Source organism: Microbacterium terricola (assembly GCF_027943945.1).
In the GTDB taxonomy this organism is placed as follows: Bacteria; Actinomycetota; Actinomycetes; order Actinomycetales; family Microbacteriaceae; genus Microbacterium; species Microbacterium terricola.
This window is the reverse complement of the sequence record NZ_AP027141.1, coordinates 743,669-762,695: the sequence shown is the minus strand read 5'-3', so window position 1 is coordinate 762,695 and position 19,027 is coordinate 743,669. Positions and strand designations below refer to the sequence as shown.

The 19,027-nt window shown below is 66.8% G+C and carries 16 protein-coding genes; 9 read left to right on the top strand and 7 right to left on the bottom strand.

All coding sequences use genetic code 11. From position 1 onward, the window contains the following. The first annotated feature begins 7 nt into the window (after nt 1–7). From Microterr_RS03515 to Microterr_RS03500, 4 genes are read left to right on the top strand one after another with little or no spacing between them, the layout of a single operon-like run. A complete protein-coding gene (locus Microterr_RS03515) occupies nt 8–1,222 on the top strand; it encodes a polysaccharide pyruvyl transferase family protein (protein ID WP_263796110.1) in 1,215 nt (404 codons plus the stop codon). Continuing rightward, on the top strand, nt 1,219–2,337 hold the full coding sequence (locus Microterr_RS03510; protein WP_263796111.1) for a CDP-glycerol glycerophosphotransferase family protein: 1,119 nt from the start codon (nt 1,219–1,221) through the stop codon (nt 2,335–2,337). The genes Microterr_RS03515 and Microterr_RS03510 overlap by 4 nt, the downstream gene beginning before the upstream one ends. Continuing rightward, nucleotides 2,334–4,001, top strand: a complete 1,668-nt coding sequence (locus tag Microterr_RS03505) for a CDP-glycerol glycerophosphotransferase family protein (RefSeq protein WP_263796112.1) — start codon at nt 2,334–2,336, stop codon at nt 3,999–4,001. Before Microterr_RS03510 ends, Microterr_RS03505 begins: the two co-directional genes overlap by 4 nt. Beyond that, nucleotides 3,998–4,711 carry an IspD/TarI family cytidylyltransferase gene (locus Microterr_RS03500; protein ID WP_263796113.1) on the top strand — a complete coding sequence of 238 codons (714 nt, stop codon included), beginning with the start codon at nt 3,998–4,000 and terminating at the stop codon, nt 4,709–4,711. The genes Microterr_RS03505 and Microterr_RS03500 overlap by 4 nt, the downstream gene beginning before the upstream one ends. Here the strand turns inward: Microterr_RS03500 and Microterr_RS03495 are convergent, their stop codons facing one another. The 5 genes from Microterr_RS03495 to Microterr_RS03475 all read right to left on the bottom strand — a co-directional run bounded on the left by Microterr_RS03495 (nt 4,712) and on the right by Microterr_RS03475 (nt 11,121). Beyond that, complete coding sequence (locus Microterr_RS03495) at nt 4,712–5,800, bottom strand: NAD-dependent epimerase/dehydratase family protein (protein ID WP_263796114.1); 1,089 nt, start codon at nt 5,798–5,800, stop codon at nt 4,712–4,714. Continuing rightward, entirely contained in the window at nt 5,787–6,497 is a 711-nt protein-coding gene (locus Microterr_RS03490) for an IspD/TarI family cytidylyltransferase (protein WP_263796115.1), read from the bottom strand. Before Microterr_RS03490 ends, Microterr_RS03495 begins: the two co-directional genes overlap by 14 nt. A 31-nt stretch (nt 6,498–6,528) precedes the next feature. Then, nucleotides 6,529–7,824 (bottom strand): polysaccharide pyruvyl transferase family protein, encoded by a 1,296-nt coding sequence (locus Microterr_RS03485; RefSeq protein ID WP_263796116.1) that lies wholly within the window; start codon nt 7,822–7,824, stop codon nt 6,529–6,531. Nucleotides 7,825–7,827: 3 nt separating this feature from the next. Next, nucleotides 7,828–8,793, bottom strand: a complete 966-nt coding sequence (locus tag Microterr_RS03480) for a LicD family protein (RefSeq protein WP_263796117.1) — start codon at nt 8,791–8,793, stop codon at nt 7,828–7,830. 114 nt (nt 8,794–8,907) lie between these two features. Then, nucleotides 8,908–11,121 (bottom strand): acyltransferase family protein, encoded by a 2,214-nt coding sequence (locus Microterr_RS03475; protein WP_263796118.1) that lies wholly within the window; start codon nt 11,119–11,121, stop codon nt 8,908–8,910. Between the two features lie 115 nt (nt 11,122–11,236). Between Microterr_RS03475 and Microterr_RS03470 the strand changes: the two genes are divergently transcribed. From Microterr_RS03470 to Microterr_RS03450, 5 genes are all read left to right on the top strand, one after another. Continuing rightward, nucleotides 11,237–12,622, top strand: a complete 1,386-nt coding sequence (locus tag Microterr_RS03470; protein WP_263796119.1) for a bifunctional cytidylyltransferase/SDR family oxidoreductase — start codon at nt 11,237–11,239, stop codon at nt 12,620–12,622. A 67-nt stretch (nt 12,623–12,689) separates the two neighbouring features. Further along, nucleotides 12,690–13,559, top strand: a complete 870-nt coding sequence (gene rfbA / locus Microterr_RS03465; protein ID WP_263796120.1) for a glucose-1-phosphate thymidylyltransferase RfbA — start codon at nt 12,690–12,692, stop codon at nt 13,557–13,559. Next, on the top strand, nt 13,559–14,557 hold the full coding sequence (rfbB, locus tag Microterr_RS03460) for a dTDP-glucose 4,6-dehydratase (protein ID WP_263796121.1): 999 nt from the start codon (nt 13,559–13,561) through the stop codon (nt 14,555–14,557). The genes rfbA and rfbB overlap by 1 nt, the downstream gene beginning before the upstream one ends. Continuing rightward, on the top strand, nt 14,558–15,973 hold the full coding sequence (gene rfbD / locus Microterr_RS03455; protein ID WP_263796122.1) for a dTDP-4-dehydrorhamnose reductase: 1,416 nt from the start codon (nt 14,558–14,560) through the stop codon (nt 15,971–15,973). A gap of 2 nt (nt 15,974–15,975) precedes the next feature. Further along, complete coding sequence (locus Microterr_RS03450) at nt 15,976–17,391, top strand: glycosyltransferase family 2 protein (protein WP_263796123.1); 1,416 nt, start codon at nt 15,976–15,978, stop codon at nt 17,389–17,391. Nucleotide 17,392: 1 nt separating this feature from the next. Here Microterr_RS03450 and Microterr_RS03445 read toward each other — a convergent pair whose 3' ends face one another. Further along, nucleotides 17,393–18,139: an ABC transporter ATP-binding protein gene (locus Microterr_RS03445; protein ID WP_263796124.1), complete on the bottom strand. Its 747-nt coding sequence runs from the start codon at nt 18,137–18,139 to the stop codon at nt 17,393–17,395. Further along, nucleotides 18,139–19,014 carry an ABC transporter permease gene (locus Microterr_RS03440; protein WP_263796125.1) on the bottom strand — a complete coding sequence of 292 codons (876 nt, stop codon included), beginning with the start codon at nt 19,012–19,014 and terminating at the stop codon, nt 18,139–18,141. Before Microterr_RS03440 ends, Microterr_RS03445 begins: the two co-directional genes overlap by 1 nt. Nucleotides 19,015–19,027: the final 13 nt, after the last annotated feature.

Sequence of the window (19,027 nt, the reverse complement as noted above, 5' to 3'; positions counted from 1 at the left end):
TCGGACGGTGAGGAGAACAATAGGCGTCGTCGGTCTGCTGACCAACGAGAACGTCGGCGACTACCTCCTGGTCGAGGCATCGAAGTTCCTGCTGCGCACCCACGATCCCGACACGATGCTCGTCGACATCGACGTCGATCCGAGCGATGAGGGCGTCCGCTCGGGGATGCGCCGCGTGAACTTCCGTGCCGCGGCGGTGATGAAGGTCTTCCAGCGGCCGATCCTGTCGGTCTTCCGTGGTCAGCGCATCGCCTATCGCTACAACTACCTCTACTGGAAGACCAAGCTCGGCTGGTACTTCGAGGAGCGGATCAAGGACCTCGATGCGGTCGTCTTCACCGGGGGCGGGTTCATCAAGTTCAAGACGCAGGGCCTGAACTACATCGACGAGCTCATCCTCAAGACCGCCCGCAAGCGCGGTATCCCGGTGATGATGAACGCGGTCGGCGTCGAAGGCTACAGCGAGACGGACATCAGGTGCCAGCGGCTGAAGAAGGCGCTGAACTTCGACAATGTGAAGGTCATCACCACGCGTGACGACATCGACACACTGAACGACCACTACGTCACCAAGACGAGCACCGTCACGGAGCGCGTCGGCGATCCGGTGTTCTGGCTGAAGGACATGGGGATCGTCGATGAGAGCGCCGGCATGGCGGCCGGCCGGACCGGCACCCGGATCGGCATCAACCTCATCAACCCCAAGAACTTCTCCGTGTACGGCGGAGACATCTCGCCGGACGCCGTCGTCAACTTCTACCGGAGCCTCATCGCGGAGCTCCAGCGCCTCGACGCCGACTTCTTCCTGTTCTCGAACGGGATGACGGTCGACCAGACGTTCGGCAGGTCACTGGTCTCGAGCATGAATCTGCGCAGCGAGCAGCTGGTGGAGAGGCCGACGACCTCAGCGCAGTTCGTCAATCTCGTGGCCGGCTTCGACATCATCCTGAGCGCGCGCATGCACGCCGGGATCACGGCGTACGCGATCGACGTGCCCGTCGTGGGACTCATCTGGGGTGAGAAGCTCCAGTTCCTGACGGAGATCACCGGCCTGCGCGACAGATACTTCGATGAGCACGAACTCGACGTCGCGAAGATCGCGCGCCTGCTCGTGAGCAACGACCTCCCCGAGCCCGACCGGGAACGGCGCGAGGAGCTGCGGGAACGAACGCGTCGTCAGCTCGCCGGTTTCGTCGAGAGCGTGCCACAGAGGAAGCCATGATCAACACACTGATCGAGGGGAAGCTCGTCACCCTGATCGTCGGCAGCGTCTTCCGCATCGTCGAGATCCTCGTGCGGGCCGTCCATCTCGCCGTGCGCGCACTGAGGATCCTCATCCAGGAGGGCGTCACCTCGCGGATCGACAGGTGGCTGTCGAGGTTCGGGAAGCGCATGGTGGCGACCAGGACCCGCGTCGACCCGACGTCGATCGTCCTCATCGAGCGGCACGGCGAGTACACCGGCGACCCGAAGTACATCGCAGAGGAGCTCCTCCGCCGGGGCGCGCCCTACAAGATCACATGGGTGCTCCGCGATCACTCGGTCGGACCGTTCCCGCGCGAGTTCCGATTCGTCCGGCACGCCACGGCGGGCTTCTTCCGGGCGGTCGCGGGCGCCACGGTCGTGATCCAGGACGGACGTTCGCTGCAGGAGAGCGGCGCGGTGAAGGGGCCCGCTCAGCGCTGGCTGGAGATCGGGCACGGCACCATCGGGACGACGCTCGGCCACGCGCGCAACGACATCCTCCTCGACACGTCTCAGGAGACGGCGGATCGGCTGCGGAAGAAGGTGCTCGCCCGGCTCGGCATCGCCGACCGTGGTCAGAAGTTCCTGCTGTACGACCCGGCGAGCGGCGACGACACCAGGGCGGCGCCGCTCAGCGGGATCGACATCGTCGCGGTGCGTGCGGCGCTCTCCACGACGTTCGGCGGCACCTGGGACGTCGTGATCCGCACGCACGCCACCAGCAGGACGCAGTCGGACCTCTGGCTGGCCGGGCTGCCGTCGTTCTGCCACGACGCCTCCTTCTATCCGGATCTGCAGGAGCTGCTCGTCGTCGCCGACGCGGGCATGACCGATCACTCCCGCTGGATTCCCGACTACCTCCTCACGCGCAAGCCGGCATTCCTGTTCTCCCCGCACGCCGCGGGGCCCGCTCCTGCGGGCGTCCCGCTCCCCACCGCGACCTCGAACCAGGAGCTGCTCAGCAGCATCGCGCAGTTCGACCAGGCTGCCCACACCCGCGCCGTCGAGCAGTTCCTGCAGACGAGCAGCAGCATCGACGACGGCAGCGCGGCGTCCCGCATCGTCGACCGCATCGAAGAGCTGATGCCGTGAACACCGAGCAGCAGGGCCGCGGCGGCGTGCTCGAAGTGACCGGCATCGCCTGGGAGCGCATCCACATGACGATCCGGCTGCGGCTCGCCCCTCCTGCCGGCGCAGCGGGCGCGGGAGCACCTGCCGTCTCGTTCGCCTTCGCCGACGGCGAGCGCGTGTACGACGCGCCCGCCACCGACGAAGGCAGCGGCTCGTTCGCCATCCGCGTCAACGTCACGACCTTCGAGGGCCGCGAAGCCATCCCCAACGGCACCTGGCGCATCCAGTCGCGCCTCGGTGGGGCGCCCGGCCCCGTCGCGTCCTACGACGGCGGCGAACTCGAGTATCTCGATCAGGCATCGCGGGTCTTCCTCTACGACGGGAACCGCTCGGCCCTGACGGTCTCCTACAGTGTCGACGAGAACCCCGACGACGCCTCCCGCCTCGACTTCCTGATCCACACGAATCACCTGCACCGTTCCCCGGCGAAGACGCGCTCGGTCCTCAGACGCACGGCGGCGAAGGTCCTCGGCACTCATGCCCGGCGGAGGTACACGCGTACGGTCTACGACGTCATCGCCCGCGTCATCGGGCCGAAGCCGGGGAGGATCCTCTTCGCCTCCGACCAGCAGCCGTCGATGGAGGGCAACCTCCTCCGCGTCCACGAGCGCATGATCGAACGCGGACTCGACACGCAGTTCGACATCCGCTCCTCCTTCCGGCTTCCCGGCACGACGGGATGGCGGACGACCGCGCGCATCCTGTACCTCCTGGCCACGAGCGAGATCATCCTGCTCGACGACTACTTCGGACTGCTCAACAGCGTCACCATCGACCGGCGCAGCCGTGTCATCCAGCTGTGGCATGCCGGGAGCGGCTTCAAATCGGTCGGCTACAGCCGCTTCGGCAGCACCGATTCACCGAAGCTCAGGCAGCCGCACCGCCAGTACACCTACGCGATCAGCGGCTCCGAGCACCTGCGGGACGTGTACGCGGAGGCCTTCGGCATCGAAGCGGATGCCGTGATCCCGACCGGGCTGCCACGGATCGACTGGTTCCTCGACGAGGAGCGCACGGCGTCGTCCACGGAGGCGTTCTACGCACAGTACCCGCAGCTGCGCGGCAAGCGCATCATCCTCTTCGCGCCGACATTCCGAGGAAGCTCCTACCACACGGCGTTCTACGACTACGACCTCATCGACCTCGACGCCCTGTACGCGGCATGCCCGCCCGACACCGTCGTGCTGTTCCGGATGCACCACTTCGTCAAGGACCTGATCGCGATCCCCGAGCAGTACCGCGACCGCTTCTTCGACGTCACACGGTACCCCGACGGGCTCGGTCTGCTGCACGTCACAGACCTCCTGATCACCGACTACTCGTCGATCATCTACGAGTTCGCGCTGCTCGACCGCCCCATGCTGTTCTTCGCGCCGGACAAGGCGCTCTACGCGGCGACCCGCGGCTTCCACCGCCCGTACGAGGAGACCGCTCCCGGCCGTGTGTGCGAGACCTTCGACGAGGTCATCCGCGCGATCCGGGACGGCGACTTCGAGCAGGAGAAGCTCGCTCGCTTCCGGGCGGAGAACTTCGACAGAATCGATACGGACGCTGCGGATCGCGTGATCGACTGGCTCATCCTCGATGAGCGTCACGGGGCAGCGACGGAAACGGGAGAACGATGAACGTTGCGGTGATCTTCGCGGGTGGCATCGGCTCCCGGATGTCTTCGGCCACGCTGCCGAAGCAGTTCCTCGAGATCCACGGGACCCCGCTGATCGTGCACACGATCCAGCACTTCCAGGACCACCCCGACATCGACGGCGTCGCCGTTGCGATCCTTCCGGAGTGGCGGGAGCGCTTCGCGCAGCTCGTCGCACGATACGAGCTCACCAAGGTGAAGTGGATCGTCGATGGCGGCGCGACCGGCCAGGAATCCCGGCACCGGGCCATCCGGGCCGTCGCGGACGAATGCCCCGGAGACAGCGTCGTGCTCGTCCACGACGGCGTGCGCCCGCTGATCGACGCCCAGCTGATCTCCGACAACATCCAGACCGTGCGGGAACGCGGCTCGGCGATCACGTGCACCAAGGGCAACGAGACCATCGTCTCCGCGTCGGGTGAGGAGATCGACGAGGTGCTCCCCCGCGACTTCCTCTACATCGCTCAGGCTCCTCAGAGCCTGCGCCTGAGCACGGCACTCGAGATCTACGACCGTGCGGTGGCAGAGGGTGACGACGACTCGATCGACACCGCCACCCTGCTGCGACGGTTCGGGCACCCGCTGTTCCGCGTGCCCGGACCGCGGTCGAACATCAAGATCACCACCGCCGAGGACTACTACATCTGCCGCGCGTTCTTCGATGTGATCGAGCGCAGGCAGATCGGCGGCTAGCTAGACCGAGAACGGGCCGTCCGGGTCCTTCAGCACCGCCATCATCCGTTCGGCACCGCGCTCGAGGTCGAAGGCGGGCATCCACCCGAGAGCCTCCAGCTTGTCCGAGGACAGCGAGGAGTTCTCCATGAGGTTGTGGACGACCGCACCCGCGCTCTCCGGGATGTCGTAGCGGACGTTCACTCCGCCCGCCTTCGCGATGGCCTCGGCCATGTCGCGGATCGACGAGATCGAGTGCGGATTCGAGATGTTGTAGGCGTTCGCCGGCTCTCCGCGCAGGAGAACGGTGAGGATGGCGGATGCGCAATCGAGCGAGTAGCAGTGCGAGCGGAGCTGGCTTCCCTTGCTCTTCAGGACCACGTCCTCGCCGGCGACGGCCCGCCGGGTCACCTCGGCCGTCACGCGATTGTCCGACGGCCTGATGGAGGGCCCGTAGATGTGGCCCGGCCGGACGATCACCGAATCGATGCCGTATTCCATGCCGTAGGCCACGCACAGCGACTCTCCCGCGCGCTTGGACGACGGGTAGCCGGCACGCTGGTTCAGGATGTCGAGGTATCCGAAGTCGTTCTCCGCGAAGGGATGCGTCCCCTCCTTCTGCCCGTACACCTCGCTCGAGGAGATGTAGAGGAGCCGACGGACCGACGTCGCACGGCCCAGGTTGAACATCGCCGAGAGGCCGACGATGTTCGCGAGCATCGTCTCCACGGGGAGCTGCATGTACATCGCGGGGTTCGCGTTGCTGGCGCCGTGGATGATGTAGTCGAGATCCGTGTCCAGGGCGACCGCCTCGCCCGACGTCGCGTCGTACGGCACGAAGACGAGCTCGTCGTCGTCCGTCGACAGGCTGCGGAAGCGGTCAGCAGCGTCCTGCGCGCTGCGCCCGGCGACGTACACGGTGATGTTCGCGCCCAGCTCGCGGTTCATGAAGAGCAGCACATCGACGATCGATGAGCAGATCATCCCGGTCGCGCCGGTCACGAGGATGCGGGTGTTGAAGAGGTCGCGCGCGTCGGGAATGCTCTCGAACGCCGTGCGGAGGTCATCCGCGTAGGACCCGCCGCTCATCGTCAGGTCACCGAGCTGCATGCCGCGCGTCGAGAATCGACTCGAAGATGTAGAGGTCGTCCATCGTGGTGATCTTCAGGTTCTGCTCCGAACCCGCCGAGAAGTAGACCGTCTCACCGAGCTCGTGCATGAGCACGCACGATGCCGCCGTGTCTCCGATGCCACGGACCTTCGCCTCGTCGTGGGCCCACATGAGCTTGCCCAGCGTGTAGGAGTGCGGAGTCTGGGTGCGGAACAGCTGCTCGCGCGGGATGGACACGGTCGACGACACTCCTTCGTCGTCGCTGCGGAAGACCGCCTCGACGCAGGGGATCGCCGCGACCGCGCTGCCGTTCGCCTTGAACTCGGCGACGCTGTCCGAGATGATCTCCGACGACACGAGGCACCTGTTGCCGTCGTGGATCATCACCACGTCGTCATCGCCTGCGCCCTCTTCCCGGATCTTCACCAGGCCGTTGTGGATGGACTCCTGGCCCGTCGAGCCGCCTGGGACGATCGCCTGCAGCTTGGTGATGCCGTACTGCTTCGCGTAGGCGGTGACGACATCGATCCAGGACGGAAGCGTCACGACGACGATCGCGTCGATCGAGGGGTGGTCCTGGAACGCCTCCAGCGTGTAGACGATCAGCGGCTTGTTCTTCACATGCATGAACTGCTTGGGGATGTCTTGCTTCATCCGCGAACCGGTGCCCGCCGCCGTCAACAGTGCTGTGATCATCTTTGAAGCTCCAGAGTGAATCGAACGGTGTTCAGTGCCGTGCGGCGAGGATCAGCCCGAGGTAGTCGCTGACGCTTTCCTTGGCCTTGTCCTTCATGGCGGACAGCAGCGCGTCGTCGATCCCCTCGGCCTTGGCCTTCTCCATGCTGTCCACGATGTACTCCGGCCGGAAATCCTTCTGCCGGATCGCGCGCTCGGGGTAGCCGATGATCTCCATCAGCTTCTCGACCTTGTCGTTCCAGGACAGGATGACCGACGGGACGCCCATGGTGAACGCCGCGATGGATGAGTGCATCCGGCACGTGATGATGGCCTCGTAGCCGTTGATCGTGTCGACCAGCACGGTGTCATCGACCGGCCGTTCGACCAGGTAGGAGTCGGGCAGCCGGAGCTTCTTCAGCACCCTCTTGCCGAGGGTGACATCGCCCGGCAGCCCGTTCGTGAAGAACTCGAAGTCGTAGCCGCGCTCGCCGAGGACCGTCGCGATCCCGGCGAAGAGCGCAGTCCACTCCTTGGACCCGAACTCGACGCCGTAGCCCTGGAGCGAGTTGCCGCGGATGAGGCCGATGCCGATCTTCTTCCGCTCGATGCTCGTGTCGATGCCGTAGGCCTCCTTCATCCAGAAGGCCGAATCCGCGAGCAGCTTGACCGTGTGTCCGGGGCCGGCGCAGGCCTGCACCTCGGTCACGTTGTCCCGTGCCGACACGTACTTGACGGCGGACGAGCGGATCGCGCGCTTGAGGATCGTGCTGCCGAAGTCCCGCTCGTCGAAGGCCCCGGCCCGGCCGATCGCGTTGTAGACGACTTCGAGTCCGTGGCGTTCGGCGTACTCGCTGATGAGCAGGAGCGACCAGTGGTACTCGTTGTAGCTGTACTCGAGGAGACCGGCCCCGTCGATCACGATGTAGTCGACGCCCTCGAGCTTCAGATCGAAGTAGCTCGCGAGGCGGTTGCGGTAGTTGCGACCGAACTTCCAGATCAGATGCCGCGCCCGGCTGATCAGGTTCTGCGTCGCCTTGCTCTTGGCCTTGCGTCCGCGCCGCTGGAGGTCGAGGAACACCTTCTCGGTGAACCTGCCCTTGTCGCTGTAGCCGTAATAGTTGCGCAGTCGCCTCTCGCGGGCGTCCGCGATCTCGAAGATCTCGTCGTTGCGGCCGAGGAGGTCGACCTCCACGTACTCGATCTCGATGCCCGGCTCCGCCTGCTCGAGCCCGTCAGAGATCAGATGCTCGAGGCTCCGGGCGATGAACATCTCCCCGAGGTTCTCGCTCTTGACCAGCCCGCAGATGGCGATCTTCACGTTCTTCGTCTTTTCGGTCGTCGTCACCCGTCAGGCCATCTCGTCTAGCATCTCGTCATCATCCGCGACCGGGGAATCGCCCTCGGCCGCTTCCCGCTGCTCTTCGCGGGCCAGCTGCGCTTCGAGGCCTCGCGGCTTCTCGCCCTGCCCGTGGGAGAAGAACGTCACGAAGTCGTGGCGCGGGACCCGCTTGTGCACGGGCAGCCACTCCATGTAGTTGGCCCCGTAGAGCTGGCGGAGGTAGGTGTCGTATCCGGCCGGCGCCGACAGCATGTGGCCCTCGAACTCCATCTTGATGACCGGGGCGTACTCGGACTTGACGACACGTTCTTCCGTCGTGTGCACGTTGGTCATCATCACGCCGACGTGGTCGGCGCTCTCGAAGGGAATCGAGGTCGCGAGCTCGATGACCTTGTCGAACAGCGGCCCCACGCCCATGCGGCGGTAGATGCGCGTTGCGAGCCGGTTGCGGACGAGCCGGTAGGGGTTCAGACCGCGGTATCGGCGCACGTTGCGCGCGTGGCGGACGCGGTCCTTCCTGCGCTTGATCTCGGCGTAGTGCTCGACGTTCTTCTCTTCCGTGTCGGGCAGGCCGTCGATCGGGAAGATGTCCAGGAAGATCGGGTAGACCTTGCTGCCGATCCCGCCCTTGGTGCGCTTGGCGACGAGGATCGCCTCGGAGTAGAGCTTCCAGTGGTAGGCGAAGTACTTCGGCGACGAGTTCGGCGGAACCAGCTCGAAGTCGCCGATCCGGCCTCCGGACAGCTCCATGAGCTTCTCGCAGTCGGCCCTCGGCATGTTGACGTCGACGTCGTCATCCCACGGGATGAACCCCTTGTGCCTCGCCGCACCCAGCAGCGTCCCGCCGGAGAGGTAGTAGGTGAGGTTGTTCTCCTCGCAGAACTTGTCGAACTCGAGCAGCACGGCGAGCATGGCTGCTTTGTGGTCCGGGTCGGCGGCGAGATCCTTGAGGTCGCTGTAGTCGTAGTCCCGCATGCCTCTGATTGTCTCCTTGGTTACTTTTCGCTTCATCCACAACGCTGCGGCGGTCAACCGCAACATCTTACCGCAGGGGCTTCTGCCCGTTATCTGGACGGCCAGGCGTCAGAGTCACCACAGCACGCTGCGCGCCAGGTCCGACTGCCGCAGCTTGGCCTCGAGCGGCTCGGCCAGCGTTCGCGCATACGTCTCGGTGAAGTGCGCAGAGTCCCGCCAGACCACGACGTGCCCGACGACGGCAGCGCACGCGTCGGCGTCCGGGCAGACCCAGTTGCTCATGTCGATGACGTCCGCGTCCGAGAGCCCCTTGACCGTGCGCTTCACGTACCCGCTGCCCGGCCCGAATGCGTCCTCTCGCGGCGTCGCGCACGCGGTCAGGTGGCCCGGGTTCGCCGACATGCACTCGGGGACATCCGTGGTCATCCGCGGTGTCGCGTTCATCACCAACGTCGCGATGCCCGCGTCGTTCATCCGCTGGAGATTGTCGTGGAGATCGTCGGCGTATGCGAGCCGCGCCTTCTCACGCGTGGGTTCCACCGGCCATGCCGCCCGAGTGAACCTGTTCGCCGTGATGAGCAGGTCGGGGCTCTCCTCGAGGATCTGATCGAAGCTCGTCGCGCTCCACTCGTTGCACGTGGTGTACTCACCGCCGTTGGCATCGGCCTGACTCGAGCCGGAGAAGCCGCACGAGGCCTTGGTCGTGATCCGCAGCCTCCAGCCGTACTTCTCTGCGAGCGCGATGTACGGCGGCGCCCAGTTGGCCGCGTGCGAGTCTCCGATCAGCACCACGCTCACATCGCCCTCAGGATCACCGAAGATGCAGCCGTCGATCTTCGGGGTGGCTTCGGGGCTGCCCAGATGGCAGTCGAGCGCGTACACGACCGTGTTGTCCTTGCGCGCGTTGATGGCAGAGGGGGTGAATCCGCCCTCGACCTTGTCGACCGGCTTCCCCGCATCCGTGAAGGTCGCGAGATCGTCGTTCGCGAAGTCGTCGGTCAGCGCCTCCGCGCCGAGCTTCTGCGTGGTGCCTGCGGTGTCGTATTCCGGATTCAGCTTTCCCGGCGTGACGTAGACCAGCGAGGCGCAGACGACGGTCACCGCCATCAGGCTCACTCCGCCCAGCAGCGAACGACGCACCGATCGCTTCAGCCAGGGCCAGTTCTGGAAGGGCTTCTCGATGAACCGGTAGCTCAGCCATGCCGGCAGCACGGCGAATGCCACGATCAGCAGCCCGTATCGGGCGCGCAGCTCGCCGCCGAGCAGGAACGTGCCGACGACGAGGAGCGGCCAATGCCACAGGTAGAGCGAGTAGGAGATGTCGCCGATCCAGCGCATCGGCTTCAGAGTGAGGAGCCGGCCGACCCCGACCTCGGCCCTTCCATTCATGCCCGCGGCGATGATCGCGGCGGCCCCGAGGGTCGGCACGAGAGCGGCATAGCCGGGGAACGGCGTGGAGTGGGAGAACAGCAGGGTCGCGGCCACGATCGCGGCAAGGCCGGCCCAGCCGAGGGTGTGACCCAGCCAGTGCGGAATGCGGGCCACCTGGGCTGCGAAGACGGCGAGCGCTGCGCCGATCGCGAGTTCCCACAGTCTCGTCGTCGTGACGAAGTAGGCGGGCGCAGGGTCGATGGCGGTGTAGGAGATGGAGTACAGCAGCGACGGCACGAGGATCATCAGCACGCCGACGCGGGCCGCGCGGACCGCGCCCGCGCCACGGTCTGAGAGCGTCCCCGACCTCGCCTTGCGCCGAAGCAGCGCGAGCAGCACCACGAGGACCAGCGGCCAGACGATGTAGAACTGCTCCTCGACCGCCAGCGTCCAGAAGTGCTGCAGCGGGCTCGCAGCGACCTCGGCGTTCAGGTAGTCGGTGCCGGCTGCGAACACCCAGTTCACGACATACAAGGCAGACGCGATCGCCTCGATGCCGATCGACTCCCACCGGATCTGCGGGAGGATCAGCACCGTGAGCGCGAGGGTGACGAGCAGGACGACCGTCGCCGCGGGCAGGATGCGGCGCGCACGCTTCGCGTAGAAGTCGCCGAGGCGGATGCGCCCCGTGCTCTGGGCTTCGCGCAGAAGGATTCCCGTGATGAGGAAGCCGGAGATCACGAAGAAGATGTCGACGCCCACGAACCCGCCGCGGAACAGCGAGAGGTTCGCGTGGAAGAGCAGGACCGTGCCGACGGCGACCGCCCGGAGCCCCTGGATGTCGGGCCGGAAGCTCGAGGTCTTCCGCGGCCTGTCCACCCCGGAATGCACCTCATGCCCCCGCCGCAGCTCTGCTCGAGTGCGCTCCAGGGGCGGAGTGGCCGTGTCGGTTGTCACCACACGATTGTGCCATCGATAGGATCGCGAACCCTGAGAGCCCCGGGCGGTGCGCAGAACTCGCGCGCAATAGGATGTATCGAAGCCCTCACGCTCACACCGCTAGGAAACCTCGATGCCCCCGAGCCGCACCGTCGCCGTCATTCTCGCCGGCGGCATCGGCGTCCGCGTCGGCCTCGGCATCCCCAAGCAGCTCATCAAGATCGCGGGCAAGGCGATCGTCGAGCACACGCTCGACGTCGTCAACGCGAGCCCGGTGATCGACGAGATCGTCATCGTGATGAACGCGGGTTCGCTCAGCGAGCTCGACTCCCTCAAGGACCCTGAGCGCTTCCCCAAGCTCACCCGGATCATTCCGGGCGGAGTCAGCCGCAACGACTCCACGCAGGCCGCTCTCGCCGTGCTGGGCGACGACCCTGCCACCAAGGTCATCCTCCACGACGCCGTGCGACCGTTCGTGGGCGAGCGCATCCTGGAGGACTGCGTCGAGGCGCTGGACGACTACGACGCCGTGGACGTGGCGATCCCCTCGGCGGACACGATCATCGAGATCGACGCCGCCTCGCACATCACGAACATCCCGGACCGCTCCACCCTGCGCCGCGGCCAGACGCCGCAGGCGTTCCGGCTCGGCACGATCCGCGAGGCGTATCGGCTCGCCGAGCAGGACAAGACGTTCCACGCGACCGACGACTGCGGCGTGGTGTTCACCTACCTGCCGCACGTCCCGATCTACGTGGTCGAGGGTTCCGCCGAGAACATGAAGATCACCGAGCCGATCGACGTGCACATCGCCGACAAGCTCTTCCAGCTGCAGTCGGAGAGCCTGTCCGCCATCGACGAGCTCCCGGACCTTCGCGGGAAGGTGGTCGTCGTCTTCGGCGGCAGCTACGGCATCGGCAAGAGCATCGTCGATCTCGCGACGCAGGCCGGCGCCGAGGTCCACGAGTTCAGCCGTTCGAGCACGGGCACCGACGTGCGCGCCCACGAGCAGGTGGACGAAGCGCTGCAGGCGGCCCATCAGCGGTCGGGGCGGATCGACCTCGTCGTGATGTCGGCCGGCGTGCTGCAGATGGGCCCGCTGACCGAGACCGACGTGGAGCACATCGAGGCGAGCATCGAGACGAACTTCCTCGCACCGGTGATCGTCTCTCGCGCCGCACACAAATACCTGGCGCAGACCGGTGGGCAGATGCTGCTGTTCACGTCCAGCTCCCACACCCGTGGACGCGCGAACTACGGCGTCTACTCCGCGAGCAAGGCCGCCATCGTCAACCTGACGCAGGCGCTCTCGGAGGAGTGGGCGCCCGACGGCGTGCGCATCAACTGCATCAATCCGCAGCGCACGCGCACCCCGATGCGGGCCAAGGCATTCGGCGAAGAACCCGAGGACTCGCTCCTCGATCCGGACGACGTGGCCTCGGTCAGTCTTCAGGTCCTCGCCAGCGACCTCACCGGTCAGATCGTCACAGTGCAGGTCGAGCAGATGCGCAAGCACTGAACAGACGTAACAAGCGCGAGATCTGCGTTTCCTTGGGAGAACCCCCGGCTATGCCACGATGGGTCTCGTGAAGGGCATCATCCTGGCCGGCGGTTCCGGTACGCGTCTGCATCCGATCACGCTCGGCGTGTCGAAGCAGCTGATCCCGGTCTACGACAAGCCGATGATCTACTACCCGCTGTCCACGCTGATGCTCGCGGGCATCCGCGACGTCCTGGTGATCACGACGCCGCATGATGCGCCGTTCTTCGAGAACCTGCTGGGCGACGGCTCGCAGTTCGGGGTCTCGCTGTCGTTCGCGCGGCAGCCCTCTCCGGACGGCCTGGCGCAGGCGTTCACGATCGGCGCGGAGTTCATCGGCGACGACAAGGTCGCGCTGGTGCTCGGCGACAACCTGCTCTACGGGCCGAGCCTCGGACGACAGCTCAAGCGCTACGCGGAGGTGGACGGCGGCGCGGTGTTCGCGTACTGGGTGGCCGAGCCGCAGGCGTACGGCGTCGTCGAGTTCGATGCGGACGGTCGAGCGGTCTCCCTCGAGGAGAAGCCCACGCATCCGAAGTCGAACTATGCCGTTCCCGGACTGTACTTCTACGACAACGACGTGGTCGAGATCGCCCGCGGTCTGGCGCCCTCCCCGCGCGGGGAGTACGAGATCACCGACGTGAACGCCGAGTACCTGCGCCGGGGCAAGCTCGCCGTCGAGGTCCTGCCGCGCGGCACGGCCTGGCTGGACACCGGGACGTTCGACCAGATGACCGACGCCGCCGACTACGTCCGCACGATGCAGCGCCGCACCGGCATGTCGATCGGCGTACCCGAGGAGGTCGCCTGGCGGCAGGGGTTCCTCACCGACGACCAGCTGCGGGTCCGGGCCGAGAAGCTGACCAAGAGCGGGTACGGGACCTACCTGTTGGAGACCCTGGAGAGAGGACGCTGATGAGCCGACTGCTCGTCACCGGCGGTGCCGGTTTCATCGGATCCAACTTCGTGCACCACGTGATCGAGCACACGGCTCATCACGTGACCGTGCTCGACAAGCTCACCTACGCCGGCAACCTGGCGTCGCTGGACGGGCTGCCCGAAGACCGATTCCGGTTCGTCCAGGGCGACATCTGCGACGCCGAGCTCGTCGACGGGCTGTTCGCCGATGCGGATGCGGTCGTCCACTACGCCGCGGAGTCGCACAACGACAACTCGCTGCACGACCCTCGGCCGTTCCTCGACACCAACATCGTCGGCACCTACACGCTGCTGGAGGCCGCCCGCCGGCACGGCACCCGCTACCACCACATCTCCACCGACGAGGTGTACGGCGACCTCGAGCTGGACGACCCTGCGCGGTTCACCGAATCGACCCCGTACAACCCGTCCTCCCCGTACTCGTCCACCAAGGCGGGCTCGGACCTCCTGGTGCGGGCCTGGGTGCGCTCGTTCGGCGTGCAGGCCACCATCTCGAACTGCTCCAACAACTACGGCCCGTACCAGCACGTCGAGAAGTTCATCCCCCGGCAGATCACCAACGTGATCCGGGGCATCCGCCCCAAGCTCTACGGCGCGGGCGAGAACGTGCGCGACTGGATCCACGCCGACGACCACTCGTCCGCCGTGCTCACCATCCTCGACAAGGGGGTCATCGGTGAGACCTACCTCATCGGCGCCGACGGCGAGAAGGACAACAAGGCTGTCGTCGAGCTCATCCTGACGCTGATGGGCCGGCCCGCAGACGCCTACGACCATGTCACCGACCGCGCCGGCCACGACCTGCGCTACGCCATCGACTCCACCCGCCTGCGCACCGAGCTCGGCTGGACCCCCACCTACCGCGACTTCGAAGCGGGCCTCGCCGCGACGATCGACTGGTACCGCGCGAACGAAGCCTGGTGGGCGCCCGCCAAGGACGGCGTCGAAGCCTTCTACGCCACGAAGGGCCAGTAGGTGACGGAATACGGGAAGCCGCTGCAGCCGAGCCAGACCCCCATCCCCGGGCTGGTCGTGTGGGACCTCCCGGTGCACGGCGACGCCCGCGGCTGGTTCAAGGAGAACTGGCAGCGCGAGAAGATGACCGCGCTGGGTCTTCCCGACTTCGGCCCCGTGCAGAACAACGTCTCGTTCAACGACGCCGTCGGCACGACCCGCGGCATCCACGCCGAGCCGTGGGACAAGTGGGTGTCGGTCGCCACCGGCCGCATCTTCGGGGCGTGGGTCGACCTGCGCGAGGGCCCCAGCTTCGGTGCCGTGTTCACGACGCAGCTCGACCCCTCGCGGGCGATCTTCGTGCCCCGCGGCGTCGGCAACTCGTACCAGACGCTGGAGCCCGACACCGCGTACACCTACCTCGTCAACGACCACTGGTCGCCCGAGGCGGCGTACAGCTTCCTCAACCTCGCCGACGAGACCGCCGCCATCGCGTGGCCCATCCCGCTGTCCGAGGCCGAGGTCTCCGACAAGGACAAGGGCCACCCGGTGCTCGCCGAGGTGACGCCCGTCCCGCCGAGGAAGACCCTGGTGACCGGCGCGACCGGACAGCTCGGCAGAGCGCTGCGCGCCGAGTTCGGCGACGCGCCGCACCTCGAGTACGCCGACCGCTCGACGCTCGACCTCCGCGCCCCCGACCTCGCCGACGCGCGACGCTGGCGCGACTACGGCACGATCATCAACGCCGCCGCCTACACGGCCGTGGATGCCGCCGAGACCCCCGAGGGGCGCGCGGCGGCATGGGCGACGAACGCCACCGCCGTCGCGGCGCTCGCGCGCGTCGCCAGCCAGAACGGCATCACCCTCGTGCACGTGTCGAGCGACTACGTCTTCGACGGCACGAAGCCGCAGCCGTACGCCGAGGACGACCTGCCCGCCCCGCTGGGCGTGTACGGCCAGACGAAGGCGGCCGGCGACCTCGCGGCCGCCACGACGCCGCGGCACTACCTCATCCGCACGAGCTGGGTGATCGGCGAGGGCGGCAACTTCGTCCGGACGATGGCGAGCCTGGCCGAGCGCGGGATCGACCCGAAGGTCGTCGACGACCAGTTCGGACGCCTGACCTTCACCGATGAGATCGCGCGCAGCATCCGTCATCTGCTCGAGAGCGGTTCGCCCTTCGGCGTGTACGACGTCACGAACAGCGGTGACGTCGCCTCGTGGGCCGAGATCGCCGCGGCGGTCTTCACGGCCGGCGGCCACGACCCGGCACGCGTGACGCCCGTATCGACCGAGGAGTACTTCTCCGGCGCGGTCTCCCCCGTCGCCCCGCGCCCGCGCAACAGCGCGCTGGATCTGGCGAAGATCGAGGCTGCGGGATACGCACCGGCCGACTGGCGCACGTCGCTCGCCGAGTACCTGTCCGCTCGAGGGTGAGCATGCCGGTCGCGGTCAGCGTGGTCGTCCCGGTGTACAACCCGGGCGAGTACCTCCGGCCCCTGCTCGACTCGCTCGACCGGCAGATCCTCGACGGCATCCGCGTCGAGGCGATCTTCGTCGACGACGGATCCACCGACGGCACCGCGGAACTCCTGGACGAGTGGTGCAGCGGTCGTCCCGACGCGGCCGTCATCCATCAGGAGAACCACGGCTGGCCTGGGCAGCCGCGCAACGTCGGCATCGAGCAGGCCCGCGGCGAGTACATCCAGTTCGTCGACCAGGATGACTGGCTCGGCGACGAGGCGCTGCAGCGCCTGTACGACTACGCGCGGGCGAACCACTCCGACGTGGTGATCGGGAAGATGGTCGGGATCAGGCGCAGCGTGCCGACCGTGCTGTTCCGGCGCTCCGTGCCGCGGGCTCGGATCGGCACGGACTCGGTGCAGAACAGCCAGACGCCGCACAAGATGTTCCGCCGCGCCTTCCTCGACGAGATCGGGCTCCGCTTCCCCGAGGGCAGGCACCGGTTGGAGGATCACGTCTTCGTCACCACCGCGTACCTGCGGGCCGAAGTCATCTCGATCTACGCCGACTACGACTGCTACTTCCACATCAGCCGGGACGACGGCCGCAATGCCGGCTTCAGCCCGTACGACCCCGTCGACTACTACGGGGTGGTCGATCACGTGCTCGACATCGTGGAGAGCCTGCTGCCCGCCGGTCCGGAGCGCGACGCCTTCATGGCCCGATGGCTCCGCGTCGAGCTGATCGGCAGGCTGTACACGCCCCTCTTCCGGGATCAGCCTCGGCCGCGACGTCAGGCCTTCTACGACGAGATCCAGCGCATCGTGCGCACGCACTACGCGGCGCCGGGCCCGCCGGCGACCCGCTCGCGGACGCGGATCGGCGCGGCCATGGTCCGCCACCTGTCGATTGACGAGTTCGCCGCCGCCGATCGGGCACTGGAGAAGGTGACCGTGCGAGCGTGGCTGGACGGTGACGGCGTGGGCGTGCGCCTGCTCAGCGGCGGGCGCGAGCTCGCCCCGTCGTCCACGGTGTCGGAGATCCTGGCCGAGCTCCTGCCCGCGCACCTCCGGGCGGAGGTGCTGGCGGACCTGGGTGACGATGCCGACCGGGCGATCCTGCCGGGAGTCCTCACCCTCGTCGCCGCCGGCGCCGAGACGCACCTGGAGCGCGACGGAGAGATCTACCGCCACCGGGGAACGGCACCGCGAGCGGGCGACCATGTGCGGATCGGACTGCGCATCGGCGTCAGGGACGTGGAGATCGGCACCTCCGCCCGTCCGTCGGTCCGCAGCGTCGCCACCGCGGCCGCGTCCGCCACCGCGCGGGCGCACCGGGTCCTCCGCGTCCGCACGGGCGCGTGGCTGCGACGCCGCAACCGCGGTCGCTGACCTACTTGCCCTCGAGCACGTCCACCGCTTCGGCGACCGGACCGTCGAAGACGACCTGGCCCTTGCGGATGACGATGCCGCGGCTGCACAGCTGCTTGACCTGACTCTTGCTGTGGCTGACGACCATCATCGTCACTCCCCGCTGCGCCAGCTCCTTGAGCTTCGCGTTGCACTTCGCGCGGAACGGGGCGTCTCCCACCGCGAGCACCTCATCGACGAGCAGCACATCGAGCTCGACATGGATGGCGACGCTGAATGCGAGGCGCATGAACATGCCGGAGGAGTAGTGCTTGACCTCCTGGTCGATGAAGTCGCCGATCTCGCTGAAGGCCACGATCTCGTCGAAGCGCGCCTTCGTCTCCTTCTCGGTCATCCCGAGGATGGCGGCATTGAGGAAGACGTTCTCGCGACCGGTCAGGTCCGGGTGGAAGCCGGCGCCGACCTCGATGAGACCGGCGACGCGACCGCGCGTGAGGATGCGTCCCTCATCCGGTTCGAGGACACCTGAGACGAGCTTGAGCGTCGTCGACTTCCCCGACCCGTTGAGGCCCATGACGGCGACCGACTCACCCTCGCCGATCGAGAACGACACGTCGTTGAGGGCCTGGAACTGCTGCGAGCGCACCGGCCGGCGGCGGATCCAGTTGATGAACGCGTCTTTGAAGGAGCGGCTGCTGCGCTTGTTGAACCACTTGGAGACGTGGTCGACGACGATGCGCGGCTGCGGTTCGGTGCTGGTCTTGGGCATCACAGGTCCTGTGCGAACGTGCGCTCGGAGCGACGGAAGACGTACTGGCCGACGATGAGCGCGAACACCGCGATCCCCACCGCCGAGGCGACGTGCCAGACCATGTCGGGCGGCCAGCCATGGCGATCGGTCGCAGACACCGCCGGCTCCCAGAACGCGTGGTGGAACATCTCCACCGCGACGGTGATCGGGTTGGCCATGTAGAGGTTGAAGAGCCACCGCACGTTCTCGGTGATGTCGTAGACCATGATCCACGTGTAGAGGATCGGCGACGACCAGGTCGCGATCGTGCGGATGATCTCGACGACGTTCGAGGCGTCCCGGTACCGCACGTTGATGGCGGAGAAGAACAGCCCGATCCCCATGATGAAGCCGAGGACGAGCGCCAGCGCGCCGATCACGAGTCCGATCGACGCGATCGACGGGATGTAGCCGAAGACCAGCGTCGAGACGACCAGCAGGATGGCCAGCTGCGGCAGGAAGTGGATGAACGCCCCGACGATCGCGGCGATCGGGAACAGCTCGCGCGGCAGATAGATCTTGCGCACGAGCGCCTTGTTGCTCACGATCGAACCCGTGGCCGCCCCGAACGCCTCATTGAAGAGGTTCACGACCACGATGCCGCTGAACAGGTAGAGCGGGAACGACTCGACGTTCCTGTGCATCCCCATCACCTGGCCGACGATGAGGTAGTAGACGAGGAACTGCACGGTCGGGCGCACGTACGACCAGAACCAGCCCAGCGCGGAGTTGCGGTACCGCAGCGACGTGGTCTTTCCGATCAGCAGGCGCAGCAGGTAGCGATACCTGAAGACGTCCAGCAGCCCGCGTCCGCGCCCCGGGGTTTCGAACGCGCTCGTGTCGAGAGTAGTCACAGAGAAGTCCTTG